This is a genomic window from Brevibacillus sp. MER 51 (assembly GCF_023714195.1).
Classification (GTDB): Bacteria; Bacillota; Bacilli; order Brevibacillales; family Brevibacillaceae; genus Brevibacillus.
In genome coordinates this window covers 100,119-123,609 of record NZ_JAMAUS010000011.1, presented here as the reverse complement: position 1 = coordinate 123,609, position 23,491 = coordinate 100,119, and the positions used below count along the sequence as shown (strand labels likewise).

19 protein-coding genes and 1 pseudogene are annotated in these 23,491 nt (G+C 49.4%); 16 read left to right on the top strand and 4 right to left on the bottom strand.

Annotation, left to right across the window (positions count from 1 at the left end; genetic code table 11):
- Window positions 1-44: 44 nt before the first annotated feature.
- From M3630_RS22070 to M3630_RS22025, 10 genes are all read left to right on the top strand, one after another.
- Window positions 45-950: a hypothetical protein gene (locus M3630_RS22070; RefSeq protein WP_251253535.1), complete on the top strand. Its 906-nt coding sequence runs from the start codon at window positions 45-47 to the stop codon at window positions 948-950.
- Between the two features lie 27 nt (window positions 951-977).
- Entirely contained in the window at window positions 978-2,435 is a 1,458-nt protein-coding gene (locus M3630_RS22065; RefSeq protein ID WP_251253534.1) for a sensor histidine kinase, read from the top strand.
- Window positions 2,432-3,127 carry a response regulator transcription factor gene (locus M3630_RS22060; protein WP_221867941.1) on the top strand — a complete coding sequence of 232 codons (696 nt, stop codon included), beginning with the start codon at window positions 2,432-2,434 and terminating at the stop codon, window positions 3,125-3,127. The genes M3630_RS22065 and M3630_RS22060 overlap by 4 nt, the downstream gene beginning before the upstream one ends.
- 161 nt (window positions 3,128-3,288) lie before the next feature.
- On the top strand, window positions 3,289-4,284 hold the full coding sequence (locus tag M3630_RS22055; RefSeq protein WP_251253533.1) for a beta-ketoacyl-ACP synthase III: 996 nt from the start codon (window positions 3,289-3,291) through the stop codon (window positions 4,282-4,284).
- Window positions 4,274-5,449 (top strand): ATP-grasp domain-containing protein, encoded by a 1,176-nt coding sequence (locus tag M3630_RS22050; protein ID WP_251253532.1) that lies wholly within the window; start codon window positions 4,274-4,276, stop codon window positions 5,447-5,449. Before M3630_RS22055 ends, M3630_RS22050 begins: the two co-directional genes overlap by 11 nt.
- A 15-nt stretch (window positions 5,450-5,464) precedes the next feature.
- The gene (locus M3630_RS22045; protein ID WP_251253531.1) at window positions 5,465-6,466 is read left to right on the top strand and encodes an NAD-dependent epimerase/dehydratase family protein; all 1,002 of its coding nucleotides are present in this window, start codon (window positions 5,465-5,467) and stop codon (window positions 6,464-6,466) included.
- The gene (locus tag M3630_RS22040; RefSeq protein ID WP_251253530.1) at window positions 6,453-7,307 is read left to right on the top strand and encodes an MBL fold metallo-hydrolase; all 855 of its coding nucleotides are present in this window, start codon (window positions 6,453-6,455) and stop codon (window positions 7,305-7,307) included. Before M3630_RS22045 ends, M3630_RS22040 begins: the two co-directional genes overlap by 14 nt.
- Window positions 7,295-8,629 (top strand): F390 synthetase-related protein, encoded by a 1,335-nt coding sequence (locus M3630_RS22035; RefSeq protein WP_251253529.1) that lies wholly within the window; start codon window positions 7,295-7,297, stop codon window positions 8,627-8,629. The genes M3630_RS22040 and M3630_RS22035 overlap by 13 nt, the downstream gene beginning before the upstream one ends.
- Window positions 8,622-9,767, top strand: coding sequence for a GNAT family N-acetyltransferase (locus M3630_RS22030; protein ID WP_285861835.1), 1,146 nt, complete (start codon window positions 8,622-8,624; stop codon window positions 9,765-9,767). Before M3630_RS22035 ends, M3630_RS22030 begins: the two co-directional genes overlap by 8 nt.
- Before the next feature lie 96 nt (window positions 9,768-9,863).
- Window positions 9,864-10,751: a DMT family transporter gene (locus tag M3630_RS22025; protein ID WP_251253527.1), complete on the top strand. Its 888-nt coding sequence runs from the start codon at window positions 9,864-9,866 to the stop codon at window positions 10,749-10,751.
- Here the strand turns inward: M3630_RS22025 and M3630_RS22020 are convergent, their stop codons facing one another.
- Complete coding sequence (locus M3630_RS22020) at window positions 10,752-11,459, bottom strand: ArsR/SmtB family transcription factor (RefSeq protein WP_221867947.1); 708 nt, start codon at window positions 11,457-11,459, stop codon at window positions 10,752-10,754.
- A gap of 134 nt (window positions 11,460-11,593) precedes the next feature.
- Here M3630_RS22020 and M3630_RS22015 point away from each other — a divergent pair.
- Window positions 11,594-12,098, top strand: a pseudogene (locus tag M3630_RS22015) (DJ-1/PfpI family protein).
- 72 nt (window positions 12,099-12,170) lie between these two features.
- Here the strand turns inward: M3630_RS22015 and M3630_RS22010 are convergent.
- Window positions 12,171-13,160: a M23 family metallopeptidase gene (locus M3630_RS22010; protein ID WP_251253526.1), complete on the bottom strand. Its 990-nt coding sequence runs from the start codon at window positions 13,158-13,160 to the stop codon at window positions 12,171-12,173.
- Between the two features lie 198 nt (window positions 13,161-13,358).
- On the opposite strand from M3630_RS22010, the gene M3630_RS22005 reads away from it, so the two are divergent.
- Together M3630_RS22005 and M3630_RS22000 are read left to right on the top strand one after the other, a co-directional pair.
- Window positions 13,359-14,084: a response regulator transcription factor gene (locus tag M3630_RS22005; protein WP_173610147.1), complete on the top strand. Its 726-nt coding sequence runs from the start codon at window positions 13,359-13,361 to the stop codon at window positions 14,082-14,084.
- Window positions 14,074-15,843 (top strand): sensor histidine kinase, encoded by a 1,770-nt coding sequence (locus tag M3630_RS22000; RefSeq protein ID WP_251253525.1) that lies wholly within the window; start codon window positions 14,074-14,076, stop codon window positions 15,841-15,843. The genes M3630_RS22005 and M3630_RS22000 overlap by 11 nt, the downstream gene beginning before the upstream one ends.
- An 83-nt stretch (window positions 15,844-15,926) precedes the next feature.
- Here M3630_RS22000 and M3630_RS21995 read toward each other — a convergent pair whose 3' ends face one another.
- Window positions 15,927-17,684 (bottom strand): methyl-accepting chemotaxis protein, encoded by a 1,758-nt coding sequence (locus M3630_RS21995; protein ID WP_173610149.1) that lies wholly within the window; start codon window positions 17,682-17,684, stop codon window positions 15,927-15,929.
- A 241-nt stretch (window positions 17,685-17,925) separates the two neighbouring features.
- Here M3630_RS21995 and lplA point away from each other — a divergent pair, with 241 nt between their 5' ends.
- The 3 genes from lplA (at window position 17,926) to M3630_RS21980 (ending at window position 22,417) form a co-directional block, all read left to right on the top strand.
- Window positions 17,926-18,915: a lipoate--protein ligase gene (lplA, locus tag M3630_RS21990; RefSeq protein ID WP_251253524.1), complete on the top strand. Its 990-nt coding sequence runs from the start codon at window positions 17,926-17,928 to the stop codon at window positions 18,913-18,915.
- A gap of 110 nt (window positions 18,916-19,025) precedes the next feature.
- On the top strand, window positions 19,026-21,494 hold the full coding sequence (locus M3630_RS21985; protein WP_251253523.1) for a toxin Cry1Ac domain D-VI-related protein: 2,469 nt from the start codon (window positions 19,026-19,028) through the stop codon (window positions 21,492-21,494).
- A 32-nt stretch (window positions 21,495-21,526) separates the two neighbouring features.
- On the top strand, window positions 21,527-22,417 hold the full coding sequence (locus M3630_RS21980) for a GNAT family N-acetyltransferase (RefSeq protein ID WP_251253522.1): 891 nt from the start codon (window positions 21,527-21,529) through the stop codon (window positions 22,415-22,417).
- A gap of 96 nt (window positions 22,418-22,513) precedes the next feature.
- Here the strand turns inward: M3630_RS21980 and M3630_RS21975 are convergent, their stop codons facing one another.
- Window positions 22,514-23,485, bottom strand: coding sequence for a DMT family transporter (locus M3630_RS21975; RefSeq protein ID WP_251253521.1), 972 nt, complete (start codon window positions 23,483-23,485; stop codon window positions 22,514-22,516).
- Between the last annotated feature and the right edge of the window lie 6 nt (window positions 23,486-23,491).

Below are 23,491 nucleotides of genomic sequence, written 5' to 3'. Positions count from 1 at the left end.
AGAAAGCGATGACAGTTGCTTTCGATGAAATAGGAGGGATCATCATGCGAAAAAAATGGCTGGGTATCGGCTTGTCGGTTGGAATCACAGGGGCATTGATATGGGGATACGGGGCTTCAGCGAGTGCGGATAGCACGACGATGGACGTGTATGAATCAGCCCTGCATCAAACGAAGGAAGCGAAGAGCATGACGGCCCACGCGCAGCTAGCGCTCACAGACAACGGAGCGAAGCTGCTCACATTCGAGGGAGTCGCAAAGATCGATCACAACCAGCACATCGGAAATGTGAATGCGACTTTTATAGACTCGCTGGGCGAGAAAAGCATGCAAGCCTTTTTGGAAAAGGATAAAGTTGTGGTTAAAAAAGGGGATAGTAACGTTTATCGGGTCATGGAAAAAATGGATAGTAGACAACAACCAGAAAATAATGCGGATAACAAACGCGGGGCCATGATGCATAAGCTGTTTGCTACGGTATTCGGCGATCTCGGAAAAAACGCGACCGTTGAAAATCTACCGGACGGAGGCAAGCGTACGTCGCTTCAGCTCTCCAAAGAGCAAATTCCGGCATTTATTCAGGCAGCGGGGCCTATTTTCTACGATAAGCTCGCCGAACATAGTCAAGAAGCTGCTTCCTCTGAAAACCATCTAGCTGTCAAGCTTCCTCGCTTGCAAGAGGATTTTCAAGTGGACCAAGTTTTGTTGAACGCCGAGATCAACGAAAAAAATCAAATCGAACAGCAAACCTCTGTGGTACACCTCTCGGGAACGGATGCGTCTGGAAAAGAGCACAAGCTCCAGCTTTCTTTGGATATCCGCCTGTCTGATTTGGGTACGACCACACCTGACCGCATCGAACTTACTGGCAAGCAAGTCGAGAAGGTTTCCCGTGAGGACATGAAGAACAAATGGAGAAAAGGCTGGGCGAAGTATTCCGATTCCGAGTAAACCATGACTGCAAGGGGGGAATGAACCATGTCGATCAAAACAAGACTTTTGCTCTCCTATATTGCCATGATTATCATCCCCCTTGTTTTGTTTGGATTGGTGGCATCGGGATTGGCGAATTACTTTTGGGAGGAACGGGAGGCAGGCAAACCATTCATTCGTGATACGCTCAATAAACGAGACGAGTTGTTTGCTGGTGTCTCATTTATGGCCAAATACGCTCCCAACGAATTGACGAACCAGAAGATGCTGACAGAGACGGATGAGCAGCTACAAGCAGTTGGCGGAGCATTGATTCTGACAAAGGGCGATCATGTGCTATTTGTTTCCCCGTCGATTGATAGCGCTGACGTGCCTGATTATTTGCAAGATCAGCCGGATCAGGGGCGCATGCATAGCTGGAAGCAGTTTAAACAGGACGGCTACACGTTTGATACGTACGAGTTCACTTTTGCTGATCAAAGTAAAGGAAAGCTTTACTTCCTTGCGAATTCTTTCCCCTTTATGCAGACTGGCATTTATTTTTTCATCGCATTGATTCTCAGTCTTCTAACGATTGTGGCGCTGACGAACGGTGTATTAACGTTTCTTGTTTCACGCAGTATCATTCGACCTTTGTACGCTTTAAAGCAGGCAGCGAACGAAATCAAAGAAGGCAATCTGGAGCGTCCTGTTCAACTCCATCGCAAGGATGAGCTGGGGGAGCTGGGAGAAGCATTTGAAGAAATGCGCGGCAGATTGCATGCTTCTATCCACTTGCAGCTTCAGTATGAGGAAAATCGTAAACAACTGATTTCCAGTATTTCGCATGATCTAAAAACACCCATAACAGGAATCAAAGCATGTGTGGAAGCGGTGCAGGAAGGGATTGCGGATACGGAAGCGAAGCGGGAAAAATATATGAAGATGATTGCCATCAAATCAGAACAGATGGACCGCCTGATTGATGAGCTGTTTTTATTCTCGAGACTGGATTTGAACAAGCTTCCCTTTCACTTTGAAGAAGTCGATGTGCGAGCATATATGGCTCAGTTTGCCGATGAGCTGCGGCTAGACCCGCGGATGAACGACGTTTCTATTCGCTATGACGAGGAGAATACGAGTCCGATTCCAGTCATGGCTGATCAGGAAAAACTCCATCGCGTGCTCATGAATATGGTAGACAATAGCCTGAAGTACTTGAACAAGGACGAGAAGCTGATCCGATTGGAGGTGGAGAAAGCCGACGGTGAAGTGATCGTGGCGATCTCCGACAATGGGACCGGGATTGAAAAAGAAGCAATTCCCCATATTTTTGACCGCTTTTATCGGGCGGACCCTTCACGTAATTCGGCCATGGGCGGCACCGGTCTCGGACTCGCCATCGTCAAACAAATTGTGGAGGGGCACGGTGGTCGTGTATGGGCGGAGAGTGAGAGCGGACGCGGGACCCGCATTTGTTTTACCTTGCCAGATTTGAAGAGAGTCGGGGGTGACACGAAATGAAGCACATTTTAATCATTGAAGATGACACGGTGATTGCAGAGGTGCAAAAGGATTACTTGGAGGCAAACGGCTACTCGGTCGATGTTGCTACTTCCGGCGATATGGGCTTGGAAAAGGCGCTGCAAGAGGAGTATGACCTCCTGATTCTTGACCTGATGCTCCCGATCGTGGATGGCTTCGAAATCTGCAAGCAAGTACGGAAAGCCAAAAATATTCCGATCCTGCTCGTCTCCGCGAAAAAGGAAGACATCGACAAGATCCGTGGACTGGGTCTGGGCGCCGATGATCATATAAGCAAGCCTTTTAGTTTGGGAGAACTGGTAGCGAGGGTCAAAGCCCATTTGGCCCGTTACGACCGTCTTGTCTCCGATTCCAAACCGCATACGGCAAAAGAGGAGATCAGGCTTCGTGGGATTCGCATCGACAAGCTGGCGAGGAGAGTTTATATCAACGGAAACGAAGTGGCGTTCACTTCCAAGGAATACGACCTCCTGCTCTTTTTGGTGACCCATCCCAACTGGGTATTTAGCAAAACAGAGCTGTTTGAAAAAATTTGGGGTCTCGATTCGTACGGGGATATCGCGACGGTGACCGTGCATATCAGCAAGCTGCGGGAAAAAATAGAAAGTGATCCGGCTAAGCCGCAATACATCGAGACGGTGTGGGGTGTCGGTTATCGCTTTTTACTATAACAGGTGGAAACGAACAGAAGAAATGCGGCATACATAAACACTTGGGTATTTCGTACCAAGTGTTTATTCTGTTTACCATAAATCGACAAACTTAGGTAAAATAAATGGCAGATGTCGAAAAGTGTGTGAGTAATGCGAGCGAGCTAAGGGAGACACAGATTATGGAGAGAAAAATCAAAATCCTCGGAACAGGGAAATACTTGCCCACTCGGCAAGTGACAGCGGCAGAACTGGAAGAAAAGCTGGGACTTGCGGCAGGATGGGTAGAGAAAAAGTCCGGGGTTAGCGTCAGGCATTTTGTGACGAACGAAACGGCAGCACAGATGGGAGCCATCGCTGCTAGGCGTGCCTTGGAAGCGGCGGGACTGTCCCTTCACGATATCGATTGTATCGTATGTGCAAGCGGGACGGCCCAGCAGGAAATCCCATGCACGGCTGCTTTGATACAAGAAGAGCTTCAACTAAGCAAATCAGGTATTCCCTGCTTTGATATAAATGCGACATGCCTCAGCTTTGTCACTGCGCTGGATGTGATGTCGTGCCAAATGGCAGTTGGTATTTACGAGCGAGTCGTGATCATTTCATCAGAGATATCCTCGGCAGGTTTGAATTGGGAGCAGAAAGAGAGCTGCGTGCTGTTCGGAGATGGGGCTGCGGCTGTTGTCATCGGCAGGACGCCCGAAACAGAAAGCTCCCGTATCTTGGGTTCAAGCATGAAAACATACAGTGAAGGCGCGCACTATTCCGAAATAAGGGGTGGCGGTACGCTGATCCACCCAAGCCAATTTGCGCAAGGAAGAGAAGCAGACTTTGCATTTGATATGGACGGACGGAAAATTTTTCGCCTGACCTCGCAGTTGATTACCGGATTTGTGGATCGTTTGCTGTCCTCTGCCTCCGTAACCAAGGAGCAAATCCGTACAGTCATTCCTCATCAGGCCAGTGGGATGGCGATGCGGATCATGGCAGGCAAGCTCGGGTTTAGCGACCAGCAAATGGTGAACATTTTGGCAGAGCACGGCAATGTCATTGCAGCTTCAATCCCGATGGCGCTGCATGAAGCGATTGGGCAAAAGCGGGTACAGCGAGGCGACTACCTGATGCTGCTTGGCACATCTGCTGGCTTGTCTCTCGGAGGAATTGTGCTTGAATACTAAACAATCAGTCTTGCTGACAGGAGGACGAGCGCCAGCTACGTTGGAGTTGGCGCGCTTGCTGGGTTCTGCGGGACATCGAGTCATTGTAGCGGAGAGTGCGCGGCGACATTTATGCCAGCACTCTCGTTATGTAGAGCTCTCCTACCAAGTACCTTCTCCCCGACAGCAGTCCGGTGCTTATATCGAAAAGCTGTGTGAAATCATGCAGCGTGAACGCATCGATCTGTTGATCCCGACTTGCGAGGAGATCTTTTACGTATCGCGGGGGCGGGATCAATTGGTTGACTATGGTGAAGTGCTCGTGGAAGGGATCGAGGTACTGCGTTCGCTGCATGACAAATGGCTTTTTGCCGAAATGGCGCGCGAGGTGGGAGCACTGGTCCCACAGACGGTTCAGGTACAATCTCCTGCTCAGTTGCGGGAGGCCATGCTGCAAGCAAGGGGACCTGTGGTGCTGAAGCCCGTCTATTCTCGTTTCGCCGCTCATGTAAAAATCGTCGCAGACCCATTATCAGCGGCAGGGCAGTCCATGCTGTCCGAGCCGACAGTCAGGGAACCATGGCTAGTCCAACAGTTTATAAAAGGGAAACAGGTGTGCAGCTACGCGGTTGCTCGGGAGGGACAGCTCACCTTGTACGCCGATTACGAAACAACACATACAGCAGGACAGGGTGCCTCGATTTACTTCGCCTATTCGGATCATCCACAAGTAAGAGATTTTGTTAGTCGTTTCGTGCAACGGCATGCGTTTAGCGGACAAATCGCATTTGATTTCATTGAGAATGAGCAGGGAGAGCTGTACGTGCTCGAGTGCAATCCACGCCTGACAAGCGGTGTGCATTTGTTTGCAGGACAGGAGGAAGCTGCTACTGCCTATTTGTCTGATCGGGGAAAAACCATTGTTCCTGCTGGAAAACAAGCGAGCATGCTAGGGATGGCGATGCTGACATACGGCCTTCTTGGCATGAAGAATGGAATGAAGGCAAAGCGTTGGGTGAGCGACTTGCTTTCTGCAAGGGATGTTCTGTTTAGATGGGAGGATCCACGGCCTTTTTTTGATCAGTTTTCCATGCTGGCTGATTTGGCTTGGCAAAGTTTTCGAACGGGAAAGAGCATGATCGCTTGCAGTACGAGCGATATCGAATGGAACGGAGAAGAGGCGTAAGGAAGTGAGGAAGAAATGAACAAGCGGGTTCTAGTAACAGGGGCGACGGGGTTTCTCGGACAGAAGCTGGCTACACGACTGCATGAAATGGGCTATGACGTAACAGCGCAAGGACGAGATGAGCGAGTCGGCCGACAATTGCAGGATCGAGGCATTCGATTCCTTCGGGCAGACCTAAGAGACAGAGAAGCCATGGTGAAGGCTTGCCGCCATCAGGATATCGTGCATCACGCGGCTGCTTTTTCATCCCCGTGGGGGACGTACCATGACATGTACCAGACGAATGTGACAGGAACCATTCATGTCATCGAGGGTTGCAAGCAGCACGGTATCCGGCGTCTGATCCATGTATCGACGCCGAGTATTTATTTTGCTTTTGAAGACAAGCTGGGAATCCGCGAAGATGAGCCGATGCCCGTACGGTTTGCCAATACATACGCACAGACCAAATACCAGGCGGAGCTGGAGGTCGACAAGGCGTATCTTGCAGGGCTTCCGACGATTACGATTCGTCCTCGTGCCTTGTTTGGTCCTGGGGACAATGCAATCCTTCCCAGATTGATCCGCGCCAATGAAAAGAAGTTCGTTCCGCTGATCAATGGAGGCAAGGCGATCATTGATTTGACCTATGTGGAAAATGTCGTGGACGCGCTGATCTTGTGTATGGATTCTCCAGCGCACACATTGGGACAGGCTTACAACATTACAAATGGGGAGCCAGTGACGATGATCGAGGTGTTGTCAGATGTGTTTCGTCGCTTGGGAGTTCCTCTGAAAACGCGCGAGTTGCCATATTGGAAGGCGTATGCGGCAGCATGGGTACTTGAGACACTCTCCAAGACCGTTTTGGGCTATCGCGAGCCGATTTTGACGCGTTACTCGGTCGGTGTGCTCGCCAAATCACAAACCTTGGATATCTCTAAGGCGAAGCGCGATCTGGGCTATGAACCCCGGGTGAGCATTGCCGAGGGCATCGAGACGTTTACAGATTGGTGGAGAACGCATGAAGGACGTTAAACTGACGCTGATGGACACAGGCTACTGCCAGCAGCTCGAGATGTTTTCACGAAAGGGCGGTCGGATGAAAAATATTCCGTTTCACGCCATCGCAGGGCTTATCGAGCATCCCGTCCACGGCTTGCTCCTCTTTGATACGGGCTATTCACAGCGCTTTTTTGAAGCCACGAGCAAGCTTCCTTATTCGCTGTATGGCAAAATAACGCCCGTATTCTCAGAAGCACATGAGAGTATTGCTGAGCAGCTCGCGGCACGCGGAATCAAAACGACAGACATTGCGGGTATTCTCATTTCCCATTTTCATGCCGACCATATCGGCGGTTTGGGTGATTTTCCGCATGCGCGACTATACTGCTTCGAGAGTGCCTACAACCACGTAAAGGGAAAGACGGGTTGGGCCGCGCTGCGGGAGGCGTATTTGCCTGATTTGATGCCGGACGATTTTGAAGAACGGGTGACTTTCATTGATCGAGGAGCGCTGGTGGCATTGCCTGAAGCTTACGCGCCTTACACGGAAGGCTACGATTTGTTTGCCGATCAGAGTCTGTACATCGTCGATCTGAACGGACATGCAATCGGGCAGTTTGGTGTGTTCCTGCGCGATCAGGATCATGGGGATGTATTGTTGTGCGCGGATGCGGCTTGGTCGAGTGAAGCCTACCGCGGCAACCTGTTGCCTCATCCGTTGGCTATGTTGATTATGGCGGATCGACAGGCATATCGCGAGCATTTACACAAGCTGCATCTACTGTCCCGCCAATGTCCCGACATAAAAATCATGCCGACACACTGCGGGGAAGTCTGGCAGGCCAGCAGAGGAGCATTCACATGGAGATCATGACGCTCTTGAAGCAGTATGTAAAAACGAAGCTGCTTGCCCGTCGGTTTTCCTCGCGCGAGCAGCTGGTGAAATGGCAAGACGCGCAGGTCAGAGCGATGCTGTCACGCATTTTGCCAGCCTCACCTTTTTACCGAAAGAGATTGGGAATGCCAGAACAATGGAGACAGATGGAGCCGATTGATAAAAAGCGCATGATGGACCATTTTGACGAGCTGAATACGTGCGGGGTCAAGAAAGAAGAAGCATTTGCGATTGCACTGAAAGCAGAAACGACACGCGATTTCACTCCCCAATTAAACGGCGTGACCGTGGGTTTATCTTCTGGGACATCTGGCAATCGCGGGCTTTTTCTCGTGGGACCGCAGGAGCAGGCGAAATGGGCAGGTGTGATTTTGGCGAAAGCATTGCCTGGCCAGCTATGGTCGACACATCGGATTGCTTTTTTCTTGCGAGCGAATAGCAATCTGTATACGGCGGTCAACAGGCGTCGCATTCAATTTTCGTTCTTTGATCTGCAAATACCGCTCGATCAGCATCTTGATCACCTGAATCAGTATCAGCCGACGGTGTTGGTTGCGCCAGCCTCGATGTTGAGAATGCTCGCGACCGCCCAGCGTCAAGGGAAGCTGCGGATATCTCCGATCAAGGTGATCTCGGTGGCTGAAGTGCTGGACCCGTTGGATCAAGCGTACATCGCAGAAGTGTTCGGGCAGATCGTGCATCAAATTTATCAATGCACAGAAGGGCTGCTTGCGGTGAGCTGCTCACACGGGACGTTGCATGTCAATGAAGACCTCGTGGTGGTGGAAAAGGAATATCTCGATGAGCAAAAGGAGCGATTCTTTCCGATCATCACAGACTTTTCCCGGACGACACAGCCGATTATCCGTTATCGATTGAACGACATTTTGACGGAAAAGCGTACGCCTTGTCCATGTGGCTCGGTGTTTATGGCACTGGAATCGATTGAGGGCAGGGCAGATGATCTGTTTGTTTTTCGCCATGAACACGAAGCGCGATGGATATCGGTCTTTCCTGATTTCATCCGTCGGGCTGTCATTGCCTCGTCTGATGCGATAGAAGAGTATACGGTACGGCAGCTAAGCTACGAGCAAGTTGAGGTAGCACTGCTCATGAAGGATGGGGAAGGACCGTCGACGCAAGAGCAGGAACGAGTACGCCAAAGTCTTGAGCGAGCCATTGCCGATCAACAAGGAAAAGTGCCTGCGATTGTGTTTGTGCCGTACGGGTTGAATCTGGGTACGAAAAAATTGCGGCGGGTAGAGAGGATGTTTGTTCCAGGTGAGCAGGCCATTGATTGAATGGTATGAAGGGACCTCAGCGGGGCAAATCCCTTGGGAACAGGCGCAGGATGCAGACTACGTCAAAAGCTACTTGCTGCCCATGATAACGGAACAGCCATCCCGCTATGTGCAAAATGTCCAGACACAGATGCATGCACTCCGTGTAGGCGATCGGATCATGCCTGTATCGGTGAACGATACCGAGTACGACAATTCGTATGTCAGTTCGGTGTTTACCCATTACGTGACATATGCGAAGGAAGAGCTAGGCATGCTCGATTCAGCGGTGTTGAGGCGGGCATTGTCGACCGTACTCACAGGCCTTGGACGCTGGATGAAAAAAAGCCAATGCAACCAAATGGTCATCGTCAACAACTGGCTGCTATCAACGAATCTGTACCATGATTTGCGTGCAGATGAAGTAAAGGACATCACGGAAAGCTGCATTCAAAAGTTCCCTGGTCATATCATCGCGTTTCGATCTGTTTGTCGCAGGCTGTATCCGGATTTTCACAAGGGGCTCATCGAGAAGGGCTATCTCATGGTTCCCAGTCGTTACGTCTACCTTTTTCACCCCGATTGGCCAGCGCAGGGAAAGTGGCGGGTCCGCAATACACTCAATCGCGATCGAAAAATGCTTGCCAAATCCGGCTATCGCATCCTGCGTCATGAGGAGCTGGGAGAACAGCATGTCGAGAGAATCGTTGCTTTATATAACGCGCTGTATCTGGATAAATACTCCCAGCATAATCCGCAGTTTTCGATGGAGTTCGTCCGACTGGCGATGCAAAAGAGGACATTGACCCTCATCGGCTTGGAAAAAGACGGACGGCTGGACGGCATTCTTGGCTATTTTGAACGAAATGGTGTGATGACGACACCGCTATTCGGGTATGATACGACGCTCCCCAAAGAGACCGGGCTGTATCGGATGCTGTCGTGTCTCTTGGTGCTAGAAGCACAGAGCAAAGGCATCCTGCTCCATCAAAGTGCGGGCGTAGGGGCATTCAAAGCGGACAGGGGAGCGGAGGGAGAACCAGAATTTACAGCGGTGTATGTCAAACATTTGCCGTTTTATCGTCAGGCGGTCTGGAAGGTACTCGCCGCCTTGCTGAATCAAATCGGGACTAAGATGGTGGAAAAGTACCGGCTGTAAACCATATGCACACTTCGACCCTTATCGAACTAACCGTCAGGTACACTACATGTAAGAAGAAACAAGTAGCTTGCCTGAAACGGGGGGAACAATGCGATGAATCGAATTTTGTTCGGGATACTTGTCGTCTTGACGACATCATTGATGGGCTCGTCTTTTGCGGTAGGAAAGATTGGATTGGCCTATTTTTCACCATTGCTGCTGGTAGGACTGCGTTTTACGCTGGCAGGACTGATCATGGGAGCGTGGGTATGGAAAAAGCCGCTCCCGAAGTCGGCGGGTGACTGGGGGAAGCTGTGTTTGATCGGATTTTTGCAGACGGCTGCTGTCATGGGGTGTATTTTTTTGAGTCTGCGTACGATCACAGCGGGTGAATCCTCGATCCTGACGTTTATGAACCCACTGCTCGTGGTCATATGGGGAACGGTGTTTCTAGGAATATCCTATCGGCTGACGCAATGGATGGGGGCTCTGATTGGACTGGCTGGGGTGTTCATCACGCTTGGCTTCCATCTGCAATGGGAGACGGGAACGCTGTTTGGTATCGGGTCCGCATTTGCGTGGTCAATGGCTACGATTCTCGTTAAAAAGTGGGGAGTCCGCTTCAATGTGTGGGTGATGACAGCCTATCAGATGCTGTTCGGAGGAATTCTTCTCCTCGTGATGGGGTTCACGTTGGAAACGCCGAAGCTCATTGTGACTCCGACCGCTGTGTTCGTCGTCCTCTGGCTCGCGATCATGGCTTCCATTGTGCAGTTTGCGACGTGGTTTTACTTGCTGAATCACGGCGATCCGGGCAGGACGAGTGCTTTTTTGTTCCTCGCTCCGTTCTTCGGTGTTTTGTCGGGTTGGGTGTTGCTGGGGGAGGTAGTGCAATGGCATGTGTATGTGGGAGGATTGTTGATTTTCGCAGGGATTTTCCTGGTGAACTGGACGTTTGCCCCACGCAGGCAAGTCAGTGAAAAAGCACAGCTGGCAGAGTAGCTAGCTGTGCTTTTTGCATTCATCTACATGCAGTCCGAACTCGGTCATAAAACCAGAGCTGCCTAACGGCGTTACACGGACTGCCCTCCCTCCTGGCACTCGCTCGATCCAGCCAAGCTCAAAAAATCGGTTGGTGAGTGAGGCTCCTAGGCTACCTGCCAAGTGATGGCGACGCTCGCTCCAGTCCAAACAGGGACGGGCAAAGCGACGTCTGCTCTTTGGTTTGGCCACAAGGTCTACGCCGAGTGATTGCAGCTTGGTTTTCCCAGCTTCACTGAGCACGTAGTCTTGATCGGATGCTTCGATCAACTGCATTTCCAGCATTTTCTGCGTCAGGGCAACGCCCACTTCTCCTGCGAGATGGTCGTAGCAGGTACGAGCATAGCGTATGGCTCGCAATTGGTCAGACTCGCGCAAGGAACGAACCGGCTTAGGTGCTGCGATCGTCATTAACGATTCAAGGGCATGGGCGACATCAGGGCTGGCTAGGCGATAGTAACGATGTCGGCCGTGTGACTCGCTGATCAAAAGGCCGCCTTCCACCAGCTTTGCCAAATGCGTGCTTGCCGTTTGGGGGGTGACTTTTGCGTTTCGGGCGAGTTCACTGGCGGGGAGTGCCTTGCCGTTCATCAGGCTGATCAGGATGGAGACGCGGGATGGCTCTCCTATGAGGGACGCGACCTCTATAATATTCGGGCTGGTACTCATCAGATAGCGGACCTCCTCCAGCATTTTGTACCTTCTATTAATGACTCTAGCAGAATCTTACAGCTAAAAAAACTAAAGATGTTCCCAATAACGCTTTGTAAAATATATCCAAACATGAAATGGGGGAGATCCATATGGAAACCAAGCAATGGCGAGTAGGAATTTTTTTGTTTGACGATGTGGAGGTGTTGGATTTTGCAGGTCCGTTTGAAGTATTCTCGGTAACATCTATGGAAAATGACCAATATGCCTGCTTTTGATATTCTCATCATTCCAGGTGGGATAGGTGCGAGGGAACGAGAAGTCCATAATGAGCAGGTGATCCAATGGATTCGTGAGCAAATGCAGCAGGTGGAGCTGATGGCCTCTGTCTGCACAGGAGCCTTTTTACTTGCAAAAGCAGGCTTATTAACAGGCAAAAGGGCAACGACTCATTGGGCCAGTCTCGAGCGAATGGAAAAGGATTTTCCAGAAGTCGTTGTGCAAAAAGGAGTAAAATTCGTGGATGAAGGAAATATCGTGACATCTGCTGGAATCTCAGCGGGTATCAATATGTCCTTTCACATCATCAAACGATTAGTAGGTGCGGAAGTAGCAGAACAAACTGCCAAGATAATGGAGTATGATATTGTCCTCTAAAAGGAAGCGGCAGTCCATCTCTTTGGATACAAGACAAAAGGATGGACTACCGCTGTTTAACAGCTACACTATTTATTTCGCAGGAATGCTGTCACCTTGACGCGGATTTAATCCGTTCTCCCACTGCACGCGAATGGATTTGCTATGGAACAAATCCTTGCCGTCAGAGACCTGATAATGCAGATGAGGCTCGCTGGAATTGCCAGAGTTGCCGCATAGCCCAAGCAAATCCCCTTTCTCCACACGATCGCCAACCTTTACCTCGGCGGAGCCTTCCTTCAGATGGGCGAAGTAGCTGTATTCTCCGTTACCATGATCGAGAATGACGACGTTGCCAGCGGGCTGCTGTGCGTTCATTGCTCCGACAGGGACATTATCCTTGATATCATGGACGACATGCACGACGGTTCCAGCCTGGGGGGCGTGTATTTCTTGCCCGAATGCGAAGTAGCTTTCGTTTTTCGCAGGATCGCCCTTGTAGGATAGTCCGTCTTTGACCTGAATCAGATCGTATGCATAGCGTTGGCTCTCTACCTCGTAGTGATAATTCGAAAGGACATTCTGACCTCCCCAGAACACATACCACTCACCTGTAAACGGTGCGCTGTACGCCAGCTTTGTCAAAGCATTGTCGGTGTCAGGGTAGCTTTGCAGCGGCTTTAATAAAACGCCCGTGATGATCCCTTTTTCATCCATCGAAAGGACAAGGCCCCGTTTGGCGTCCTGATCCACCCAGGTGCCATAATAGCTGCCGTTTACGGACGTGTGGGAATGGTGAGTCCACGACTTCAACCCCGAGCTAAAAGCAGTATACCCTTCTACAAACTGCGCTTTTGAAACCTGCTGTTTGAATGACGGGCTTGTTTGCTCATAGACCTCCTCTATTTTTCCGTGAAGGAGAGCTTGCACAATAGATTCCGCTTGAATCGTCATCGTCTTTCCACCTTTTTCTTTCTTTGTAGGGGATTCAGTAGTAGAGGAGATTGCGGTTGCTTCTGATTGCGCAGCACATCCTGTCAAAAGAATTGCTCCTACACCGAGTGAAATCCAAACTTTTTTCATGTCGCCACTCCTATCCTGTTCTTCGCGCTAGTTTCATTATAGAAAGTCACTCTTATCAGATATGAAACGCTGGCTTACAGGATACTTAAATCTGTCGCGGCAAAATTATGATTCCGTTAAGGTTGTTGCGGACACGTGTCGACACTACGCATGATAAAATGGAGGATAACGCAAAAGCGCAAAAGGAGCGAAGTGATCGTGAAAGATGCAGCTATCCTTCTCGTGGACGATGAGCAAGCTATTCTCCAATTGCTTGAGACCGTACTGCACAAAGAAGGATTCCACTCGATCGACAAGGTGAAAACATCGGAGGAGGCGCTCTGTGCATGCGAACGCAAAAGCTATGACCTGATCGTCCTGGACGTAACGCTTCCGAACATGAGCGGCACAGAAGCTTGTCCATTCATCCGCCGTCTGACGGATGCGCCGATTTTATTCTTGAGTGCGAGAGATACCGATTTTGACAAGCTAACCGGATTTGCCGTTGGCGGGGATGATTACGTGACGAAGCCGTTTAACCCGATGGAAATCGTCGCGCGCATCAAGGCGTTGCTCCGTCGTACGCGCAAACCGGACTCGGTTGTCCCGATTGCACCCGTTCAGGGGGTCTATGATTTTGGCCGTTTTCAAGTCTATGAAGCTGCAGGGGAGCTCTATGTGGAGGGAAAAGCCGTTCCTTGTCCGTCCCTTGTTTTTCAACTCTTGCTATTTTTGTGCAAAAATCCGAATCGAATATTTTCGAAAAGTGAGCTGTACGAACGAGTATGGGGTGTGAATAGCTTACGTGACGACAACACCATCATGGTACATATCCACCGGATTCGGGAGCGCATCGAGCCTGATCCAGCGCAGCCAGAGTTCTTGGTGAACGTCAGGGGACTCGGGTACAAATTGGTGAAAAAGGGCCTTCCTTATGAATATTAAGAGCAGAATCGCCCTCCATCTGGTCATGTGGTTGGTGCTGGTTGGCCTCATTCTCTTTGTGCTAGCCGGGTTTACGTTATATTGGACACTTGAAGAAATGTCAAAAGTGCAGTCCTCACGTCAATTTGAGAGTGTCGGCTTGCAGCGGCTGATCCAGACCATAGAAATAGAGGGAGAGGATGTCCGCTTTGACCCGGAGCTGCTGGAGGAGGTGCGAGATAGCGGTGGGTGGCTTCAGCGGATTGATGAAAAGGGCTATGTCACCGACTCTTTCTTTACCCCGCCTGACGTACCCAGCTACTACGGTCCTGGCCAATTAACGGCTTATTGGCTCCGTAAAAGCCCGTTTCCCTATCAGCTATCGTTATGGATACAGGAAAAAGATGGCGTGGTACACACCTTGTTGTATGGCATGACGAACCGCGATCACGATTTCTTGCAACAGGTGATTAAGGAGGCTGATCATAAAAATAGCGAGATCATGCTTCCGCCAAGTATCCAAAATCAATTGAAGAGTAAAGCGGGTTGGGTGCAGCTCCTGGACCCGAAAGGAGCAGAGCTGGCTTCCTTTAATAAGCCTGCAAAAGCGATCAAGGATTTCACCGTGGAAGAACTAGCGCTGCGCTCGGTATACCCGGATCGCTACGGAGCAACAATCGTATCGCATTATGATCAAACAAGCGGCCAAACATGGGTACTCAGTTATCCGTTGCCAGGAACGACTCCTGGGGAAGAGCCGCTTTTGACACCGGAAAGTAAGGCCCTTTTTATCGGGATGGGCATGTTACTACTGTCGGCGATGCTCGTCTTCGGGATTGTGTCCTACTTGTTCGGACAGCGATTTGGTGCACCGATTGTTCACGTATTACGTTGGCTGACCTTTTTGCGTGGAGGAAAGTACGAGGAGCCTGCCAATGCGGAAGGTGTTCCGCTCAGCCAAGACAAGCGAGGGAAGAGAAAGCGAAAATACCGTATCTACCAAGATGTAATCGATTCGATGGACTCCTTGTCGCAAACGCTTTACCGCAACGAAAAGCTTCGCCAAGAAACGGAGCAATTGAGAAATGAGTGGATCGCAGGCGTTTCCCATGATCTGAAAACGCCGCTCTCCTCTGTCAAAGGGTACGCGCATCTGTTAGGAAATGCCGAGTATACGTGGACGACAGAAGAAGTACATGCTTTCGCCAACATTATTTTGGACAAGTCAGCGTATATGGAAGACTTGATTAACGATTTGGCGCTGACGTATCGATTGCGGAACGGACAAGGTGCCCCTACAGTCGAGCTCGTTGACTTGAATGTTTGCACAGCTAATGCCATTACGGAAGCAGCAAAACATCCATTGTACCCGGAAGGCTGCATCCGGTTTACCCCCTCTGTCGAACCTGTTTACATGCTCGTCTACAAGCCTTGGTTTCAGCGTATCGTGGATAATCTGGTTGCCAATGCCTTGATTCACAACGAGAGCGGTACGATTGTGTCCATCAGCGTACAAGCACTCGAGCCAGCTACAGCTTTGCTCATTTTTAGCGACAATGGTAGCGGGATGGATGAAGAAACAGCAGATCGGCTTTTTGAGAGGTATTATCGTGGCACAGACACCGAGTCTCGGACGGAAGGCTCTGGACTTGGGATGGTCATTACAAAAGCATTGGTGGAAGCGTTTGGTGGTTCAATCGAAGTGAAAACAGCTGTCGGGCAGGGGACGACGATTTCGATTACGTGGGAAGCAGAGCAACCCCGCCTCGAATTTAAATAGGCTGATAAGGAGAGGAAAAGGCTGCGTTTGCGAGGTCAGAGGTGACTAGCAAACGCAGCCTTTTTTCGTTTGAGTGTTTATAGTTACACCTTAAACTGTTGAATCGATTCATGCAGCTCGTCCGCCATTTTTGACAAGGAAGCAGCAGAGGACGAAATTTCCTCCATAGAGGCTAATTGCTGTTCAGCGGCAGCGGAAATGTTCTGTGTTCCGAAAGCCGTTGTCTCCGCAGTCGTGGCAATCGCTTCAATGGAATGGACGGCTTGCTCTGCTCCGGTTGTCATGTGATGGGTGGCAGTGGTAACTTGCTGAATCTGACGTGCTACTTCTGTCGTTCCAGACAAAATTTCCTGGAAGGCCTTGCTGGCTTCATGTACGACTTCGATTCCAGCCGAAACCTCAGAAGTCGTCGTCTGCATTACGTATACGGCTTTGTTTGTATCGACCTGAATCGCGCTAATGAGGTCTTTAATCTGCTGGGTAGATTTTGCTGATTGCTCTGCCAAGATACGTACTTCATTGGCGACGACAGCAAATCCACGTCCATGCTCTCCAGCACGGGCCGCTTCGATTGCAGCATTTAGCGCCAACAGGTTCGTTTGTTCGGCAATCGAGGTGATGACCTCGACAATATTGCTGATCTCCGAAGAGCGGTGACCAAGCATTTTGATTGATTCTGCCAGCTCTTGGACAGTTGTGTTGATGGAATTCATTTGAGCGATGGCACCGACAATTGCTTCATTGCCGTTTGAGACCAGCATGTTCGTTGTATCGACTGTCAAAGAGACTTGTTCGGAACTGGACGCAATTTGTTGCAGACTCGAGGACATGTCGTTGATCGTCTTGACCGTTCCATCGATCGTTTTGGACTGATCTTCTGCTCCAACGGCGATCTCTTGCATCGTGACGGCAATTTGCTCGGTTGCCTTACTCGTCTGTTCTGCACTCGCCGTCAACTCCTCAGAGGTAGAAGCGACATGCAGAGAGCTGGTGCGGACACGAGAGATGAGCTCGCGCAAATTCTCTGTCATATGGGTCACGTCATGGACCAATTGTCCGATTTCATCACGGTTTTTTACGACGATGTCTTTCCCGGACAGATCACCACCGGCAATTTCTTTCACGCGCTCGGCAACCAGGGCAATAGGTCTGGAAATGAACCCGGAGGCATACCACGAGACGACGAATCCGACGATCAAGGAGATTCCCAGCACGATCATTAAATCAGACAGTACACTTTCAGCAGCGGCATTGAAGTCTTCCATGTAGCTGCTTGCGCTAACGATCCATCCCCAGTGAGGGTCTAGCTTGGAATAGGCGATTTTCGGATAGAGAACATCTGGCTCCGCTGGCTTCGACCACTGATAGTATGTAAAGCCGCCACCTTCCTGACCGCGCTTAATCATTTCTTGGGTAAAAAAGATACCGTCAGGATCTTTTGCATCCCACTGATTCTTCCCCTCAATGGTAGGAGAGGCGAGCATGACACCTTTCTCATCCAGAACGAACATGTATCCACTGGCACCGGAATCGACATTTTTGTTAATCGAGCGGGTTCCATCCGACTGCTTGGGGCCGAGGATGTGAAGTTTTACTTGCTCTTGTGCATCTTCTTTGCTGATTTTTCCAGCTTCGACCTGTTTCTGGAGAACATCAATCATTTCAATCGTCAAGTTCACGTTGTTTTTTAAGATGCGGCTGCCCAAGTCGTCCAAGCTGTAGCTCGCAGAATAATAGCCCTGAATTCCGATGTTAAGGCAAGGAAGCGCCAATAGCAGGAGACATAGCAGGACGAGCTTGGTTCGAAGAGATCTTGAACGGGAGAACTTGGCTGTTTTCATAAAGAACACCTCGTTGATCCATAGTATTTTATCTAAAAAAGAAAACACCAAGATGATTGCCCCTAGATTACGTCAATTATCGACAATATGGAAACGTATTTATAGAGGATTTTCAGTAAATCAACAAAAAATATTAGATTAGGAAACAATGCTTCTTACATGAGCAGATTCGAAAACAGTACAGACCAGCAGGAAATGGTATGATTAGGAAGATAGAACGTTTACGGATGGAGGCTATCTCATGAAATTCATCGATAATCAAGGGATTACAGATCCCCGCATCAATTTGGCGATTGAGGAGTACGCCCTGAAGCATTTGCCCAATAGTGACGACTACTTGCTGTTTTATATCAATGAACCTTCTATTATTATCGGAAAAAACCAAAACACTATTGAGGAGATTAATGCAACTTATGTAGAGGAAAATCATATTCATGTCGTTCGGAGACTGTCTGGAGGCGGCGCTGTTTATCACGATCTGGGCAATCTCAACTTCAGCTTTATTACGAATGATGACGGTGAGTCCTTCCACAATTTCCGCAAATTCACGGCGCCTGTGGTACAAGCCTTGAAAACATTAGGGGTAGAAGCAGAGCTGACAGGACGAAATGACATACAGGTCGGGGAACGGAAAATTTCTGGCAACGCGCAGTATTCGACCAAAGGACGCATGTTCAGCCACGGCACGCTCCTTTTTGATTCGGAGATGGAAAATGTCGTATCTGCGCTGAAGGTAAACGCAGAGAAGATCCAGTCCAAAGGGATCAAATCGATTCGCAGCCGTGTCGCCAACATCTCGGAGTTTTTGGAGACGAAGATGACTATTGAAGAGTTCCGTCTGGCGATTCTCCGTTCGATTTTTGGAGAAGGGGAGATCGAAGAATACAAGCTGAGTGAAGAGGATTGGGAGAACATTCACGAGCTTTCCCGTTCCCGTTACCAGACTTGGGAGTGGAACTACGGCAAGTCACCGAAAAGCAATTACCGTCAATCGAAACGTTTCGATATCGGCACCGTGGAGATCCAGCTTGATATTGAAAAAGGCAAAATGAAAGAAGTAAAGATATACGGAGATTTCTTCGGTGTACGTGATGTAGCGGAGCTTGAAGCGGTGTTGCGAGATACGCCGTACGATCGCTCGTCCATCAGTGAGCGACTCGCCGACATCAATCTTCAGGAGTTTTTCGGAAAGCTGGATCAAGCATCTTTTGTCGATCTGTTACTCGTCTAAAAAAGAACGTCAAAAAACCTAACTTTTGTTAGGTTTTTTTCATTTCCTCCTCTGATAGCATTAGTTTGCATGATTTTGTCATACAAAAGAAAAAGAGGGGGTATTTACATATGGGCAAACAGCAGCCAAAAGCCAAAACAATCCTAACAGCGGTTGTATCCACGGGTTTTTTGCTTTCTTTTGTCGGCAATGCCTATGCAGCGGTTTCCTATCCGATTAAAGAAATCCAGACAATTGGGACAGCCAGCGCATCAGTAACAGAAGAGCAAATGGATGAGGAAGTCCGAGAGGCTTCAGAGGAAGCAGTAGAAGAAGATAACCAGTCAAAGGAGTCCTTGCTAGAGTCAGAGGGGCACACAGCGACGAATGGATTTATTGCCTATCGATTGGAGAATGCTCCAGACAAGGCACCTGCTGCAAAGAATTTCCGTTTGACGGCCGCCATAGATGATCGAAATCCTACACGGATCAAAATCAAAAACTTTATTTGGCTAGAGAAAGAGCAGCTTGTATTGCTCAGTTTTTCACCGATTCGTGCCGCGAAAAAAGAACAGACGGTTTCCCTGCGCTTGCAGTATGACGGTGAAGAAGAGGAATTTGAACCATTCGTCATTGCCGAAAGAGGGACAAAAGCAGAGCGGATCGAGCTGGTAACGGTCGCAGAGGATGCCCAGCTATCTACCAAAGATCATACAGATAAATCGTTGATGCTAATCGCCGTTGCATTCGATGAAAATGATCGCATCGTTACTGGACGGGAGCTGCTGTGGAGCTCTAGCAATAGACGAATTGCCTTCGTCAACATCGAGGGCAAGGTAACAGCCAAAAACGAAGGATTGGTAGAAATTACGGCAAAAATGGACGATGCAGAAGCCGTCTTTGAGATCGCCGTAGATGGAGCCGAGTTGCCTGATTTGCCCGCGCTTTCCGTCAGCGAGACGGTGATAGAAGAGGCAGGAGCAAATGATGGCAGCATCACGGCAAAACAAACGCTCAAGCTGTCTAATGGCAAGTTCCTTGGTGAACTTTCTGCCGATGATATCGAAATACATAATCTGCCTGACGGACTGGATATTGAGGTCAAACAAGAGAGCGACGACGAGCTCACGATTTGGTTTACGGGACAAGCCAGAAAGCATACAGTCGCGGACACTGTGAAAGAGGTCAGCTTCACGATCGACAAGCGAAACATTAAGCGCGCACAGAAAGATGTCACAAGTGACAGTTTTTCCATCCGTTTCAGAGACCCCGTCATTGTGATTCCATCCCCAAGCGATCCTCCACCGATCCCGGCTCTGCTAAAAGCGAAGAGAGCTGTCGAAGAGCTGTTTACGGATGGGAAGAAAGAGGAGCTGCGGGAAGGAACGACCCAGAAACAGATCGATGATGCCAAGAAGCTGGTCGAAGATCTGGATAATAGCGTGCAGGAAAAGCCTGGTCTGCTTGCCGATATCGAGAAGGCACAGGACCAATATGACGACTTGCTGCTAGTTGAAGCCAAAAAAGCCGTTCGCGACCTGTTCACCGATGAAAACCATACTGCGCTAAAACCGGAAGTGACACAAAGCACAATCGATGCAGCGAAGGCAAAAGTTGATAAGCTAAAGGATGGTTCGGAGGCAAAGGTATTGCTGTTGGCAGACATCCAAAAAGCACAGGAGCTATTTGATCTAGGGAATAATCTCCCGGAGGAAGTGAAGCGAGCAGTTGAGGGACTTTTTACAACGAATGATATGATCGAACTAAGGCCCAAGGTCACGCAGGAAATGATTGATGCAGCCTATTCCAAGGTCGAGCTTCTGCGTGAAGGTCCAGAAAAAACACACTGGATGTCGTATGTAGAAAAAGCACAAATGTTGTTCAACAATCCACGCGTAGATCGTTTGCCAGATGCAAAGATCGAGCTGCCAATTGCTCCGACCCAGAACCGTCAAGTTACGATTGGCGACAAATGGGAGCCGGCAATGGACAAAAGGGCATTGAGCGAATATCTGGAGGTATCTGTAAAAAACCAGCCTCTCTCGTACAACTATGACAAGCAGTTGGATCGTTTTGTAATCAACGAAAAGGAGTACATCACCGTCGAAGTCGACGAGTCTTTACTGGAAATGACCCATGGAGATTATGGAGTGACGTTTAAGGCCAAACCAGCGGTTACAGAAGATGACAACTCTTATGCAGTGTTCAAGCTGTATCGCGGCCAAGATTTGCTGGATACAGAAGAGATCGGTGTCGGATTTGATGCTACAAACCCACAATTGTCCCCAGACGTTACTGAAGAGGGAGCAACCTATACATTGTCGGCGTCAGAGCCACTTCGCAATGACCCAAATCCCAATTTGCGGTTGTTATTCTCACCTTCAGGGAATTTTGACGACAAGAGAGAAGTGACGGGGTATGCCAAATTCCAGGTGTCAGGAAACACCATTCGCGTAACGTTCAATGATACGTTCTACAACACGTTCGGGCCCCTCATCACGGAACAGAGCAAGGTTTCCTTTGAACCAGGCTTTATAAGGGATAAGGCCGGGAACCTTATACAAGGTACAGCAACAGCACCTGTAAAACCCAAGCAATGAGTAAGCCAAAGTCCATCGAGGAGGTACGAACATTGCAACTAGAGGAACTGACTGCTAGCACTGCACGGGCGTATAAATCGTTGGTGCACCCCAAGCACATGGAGTGGCTGGACCAGATCAACGGCTCATCTGTTTGGGGATTTGGGGCTTCTAACAACAATCAGCCTGCGGGCATCGTGTTGGGGCGATCCGCTGTAAACGAAGGACAGGCCAAGATCATCGAGCTTGTGGTAGCAGAGGGGCATCAACGGCGGGGAATAGGCATGAAGTTGCTGTGGCACGCTGAGCAAAAAATGAGAGAACAAGGCATCAGCGATGGACAGTTTGCAGGCTTCATCAAAGCGCAAGATTTTCCATGGCTCTCCAAAATTGCGATCAGGGAAGACTGGCAGTTGCCGAAGGTGAAAACCTATTTGTACACACTCGGCTCGATGCGGTTGGGTGAATGCCAGTGGGTGCAGAGGCTGGCTCTCCCCGAAGGTTTTACCCTTTTTCCCTGGAAAGACCTGACGCCAGCAGAGCGACTGGAAATTGAGCAAGGGGAAGGCCAATGGTACCCGTCACTGTTGTCTCCGTTTTTTGAAGAAGGAAAATTCGATCCCGAATACAGTACAGGCTTGCGCTATCAAGGGAAAGTCATTGGCTGGGTGATCGTACAGCGAATGGCCGGTAATCTGCTTTTGTACAAAACGATGTTTGTCCAGAAGAAGTATCAGAAGCAGGCAAGAGGAATTACGCTTTTGATGAAAACCATTGAACACGCGCAGCCGACGTTTCCCTTTGGCATGTGTTTTGTCGAGCATGACAACGAGCCTATGCTGCGGTTTATGGAAAGAAGGCTGGGTCCGACGATTTTGCAACGGAAGCTCTGGATTGAAACGACGAAGGTACTAGTCGGACAATATTCGGATCACTTCTGTTAAAATTGTATGCTTGTCACGCAAGGGGAGCGGCGACTATCGATATAAAAAAGGATAGAGATTCAGGGCTTCCTGAATTTCTATCCTTACTTTTTTAGACTACATGGACGGAACTTTTCTTCCACTTGGTTGTTGCTTGGCGATTGAACGGTATGGCAGTTGCTTTCTTTGGAAGTGGTTGTTCCCGATCAGGGCCAGGATCACGAGCAAGGTGCCGCACAATTCGTAACGGCTGATTTCATAACCTTGAAACGCCATCATGGCAAAGGTCGTGATCGGAACCAGGTTGATAAACAAAATGCCGTTGAGCGGAGTGAGCAGCTTGATGCCTGCATTCCAGCTCAAAAGAGCTACAAAGCCGGGTAAAAGAACCATGAATGCCATTTCGTATTTGATAGACATCACCGTTTCGACGCTAGGAACCGGAAGCCATTGAAAGAGTGAGGAAGTCGTGACAATCACGAAATTCACTCCTGTTCCCAAGAGACACGTCAACGTGGAGTAGCGAAGTGTAGACCACGTGTTAAAACGCCCGCCGCCGATCGAGTAGACAACCCAACCCACAACGCCGATGAAAATGAAGAACAACGGGATCAAATGCTCACTTGCTGTAGTAAAGAAGGTAAGATTGCCATTGGTAATTACAAGAACAGCGCCGACCAAAGCAACCAGAATCGTCGCCAATGTATAGTACGGCGGCAGCTTTCTAGTGGTAATGGACAAAAGTACAATCGAGATCATCGGCATGAGCACTTCCATAATGGATGCGGCAATCGTGCCCGGCTCTCCCATCAAATCCTGCCCGAGAAATACTCCCATATTGTAGACGGTAAACGCCATTGTTCCAAAAAACAGCAGAGACTTCCCGCGCCCCTCAAAACGAAAAGCAGACAAGCCTTCTTTTGCCCAGAGCAAACCGCACAAAATGACTGTTACGAAAAAATAGCGAAGAAATGAGAAGTAAAATGGATCGATCTCTTGCAGTGCGATGTGCGCAACCGGAAACATCGCCCCCCATGACATACTGGCGACCATGCAGAAAATAGACCCCAAAAGTAGTTGCTTGTTCATTATGCG

Coding starts and splice junctions, on each gene's coding strand:
- M3630_RS22020 (WP_221867947.1), bottom strand. CDS start 11,459: ATGAGTACCAGCCCGAATATTATAGAGGTCGCGTCCCTCATAGGAGAG.
- M3630_RS22045 (WP_251253531.1), top strand. CDS start 5,465: ATGAACAAGCGGGTTCTAGTAACAGGGGCGACGGGGTTTCTCGGACAG.
- lplA (WP_251253524.1), top strand. CDS start 17,926: ATGAAATTCATCGATAATCAAGGGATTACAGATCCCCGCATCAATTTG.
- M3630_RS22025 (WP_251253527.1), top strand. CDS start 9,864: ATGAATCGAATTTTGTTCGGGATACTTGTCGTCTTGACGACATCATTG.
- M3630_RS21995 (WP_173610149.1), bottom strand. CDS start 17,684: ATGAAAACAGCCAAGTTCTCCCGTTCAAGATCTCTTCGAACCAAGCTC.
- M3630_RS22065 (WP_251253534.1), top strand. CDS start 978: ATGTCGATCAAAACAAGACTTTTGCTCTCCTATATTGCCATGATTATC.
- M3630_RS22070 (WP_251253535.1), top strand. CDS start 45: ATGCGAAAAAAATGGCTGGGTATCGGCTTGTCGGTTGGAATCACAGGG.
- M3630_RS21975 (WP_251253521.1), bottom strand. CDS start 23,485: ATGAACAAGCAACTACTTTTGGGGTCTATTTTCTGCATGGTCGCCAGT.
- M3630_RS22060 (WP_221867941.1), top strand. CDS start 2,432: ATGAAGCACATTTTAATCATTGAAGATGACACGGTGATTGCAGAGGTG.
- M3630_RS22010 (WP_251253526.1), bottom strand. CDS start 13,160: ATGAAAAAAGTTTGGATTTCACTCGGTGTAGGAGCAATTCTTTTGACA.
- M3630_RS22055 (WP_251253533.1), top strand. CDS start 3,289: ATGGAGAGAAAAATCAAAATCCTCGGAACAGGGAAATACTTGCCCACT.
- M3630_RS22040 (WP_251253530.1), top strand. CDS start 6,453: ATGAAGGACGTTAAACTGACGCTGATGGACACAGGCTACTGCCAGCAG.
- M3630_RS21985 (WP_251253523.1), top strand. CDS start 19,026: ATGGGCAAACAGCAGCCAAAAGCCAAAACAATCCTAACAGCGGTTGTA.
- M3630_RS22035 (WP_251253529.1), top strand. CDS start 7,295: ATGGAGATCATGACGCTCTTGAAGCAGTATGTAAAAACGAAGCTGCTT.
- M3630_RS22000 (WP_251253525.1), top strand. CDS start 14,074: ATGAATATTAAGAGCAGAATCGCCCTCCATCTGGTCATGTGGTTGGTG.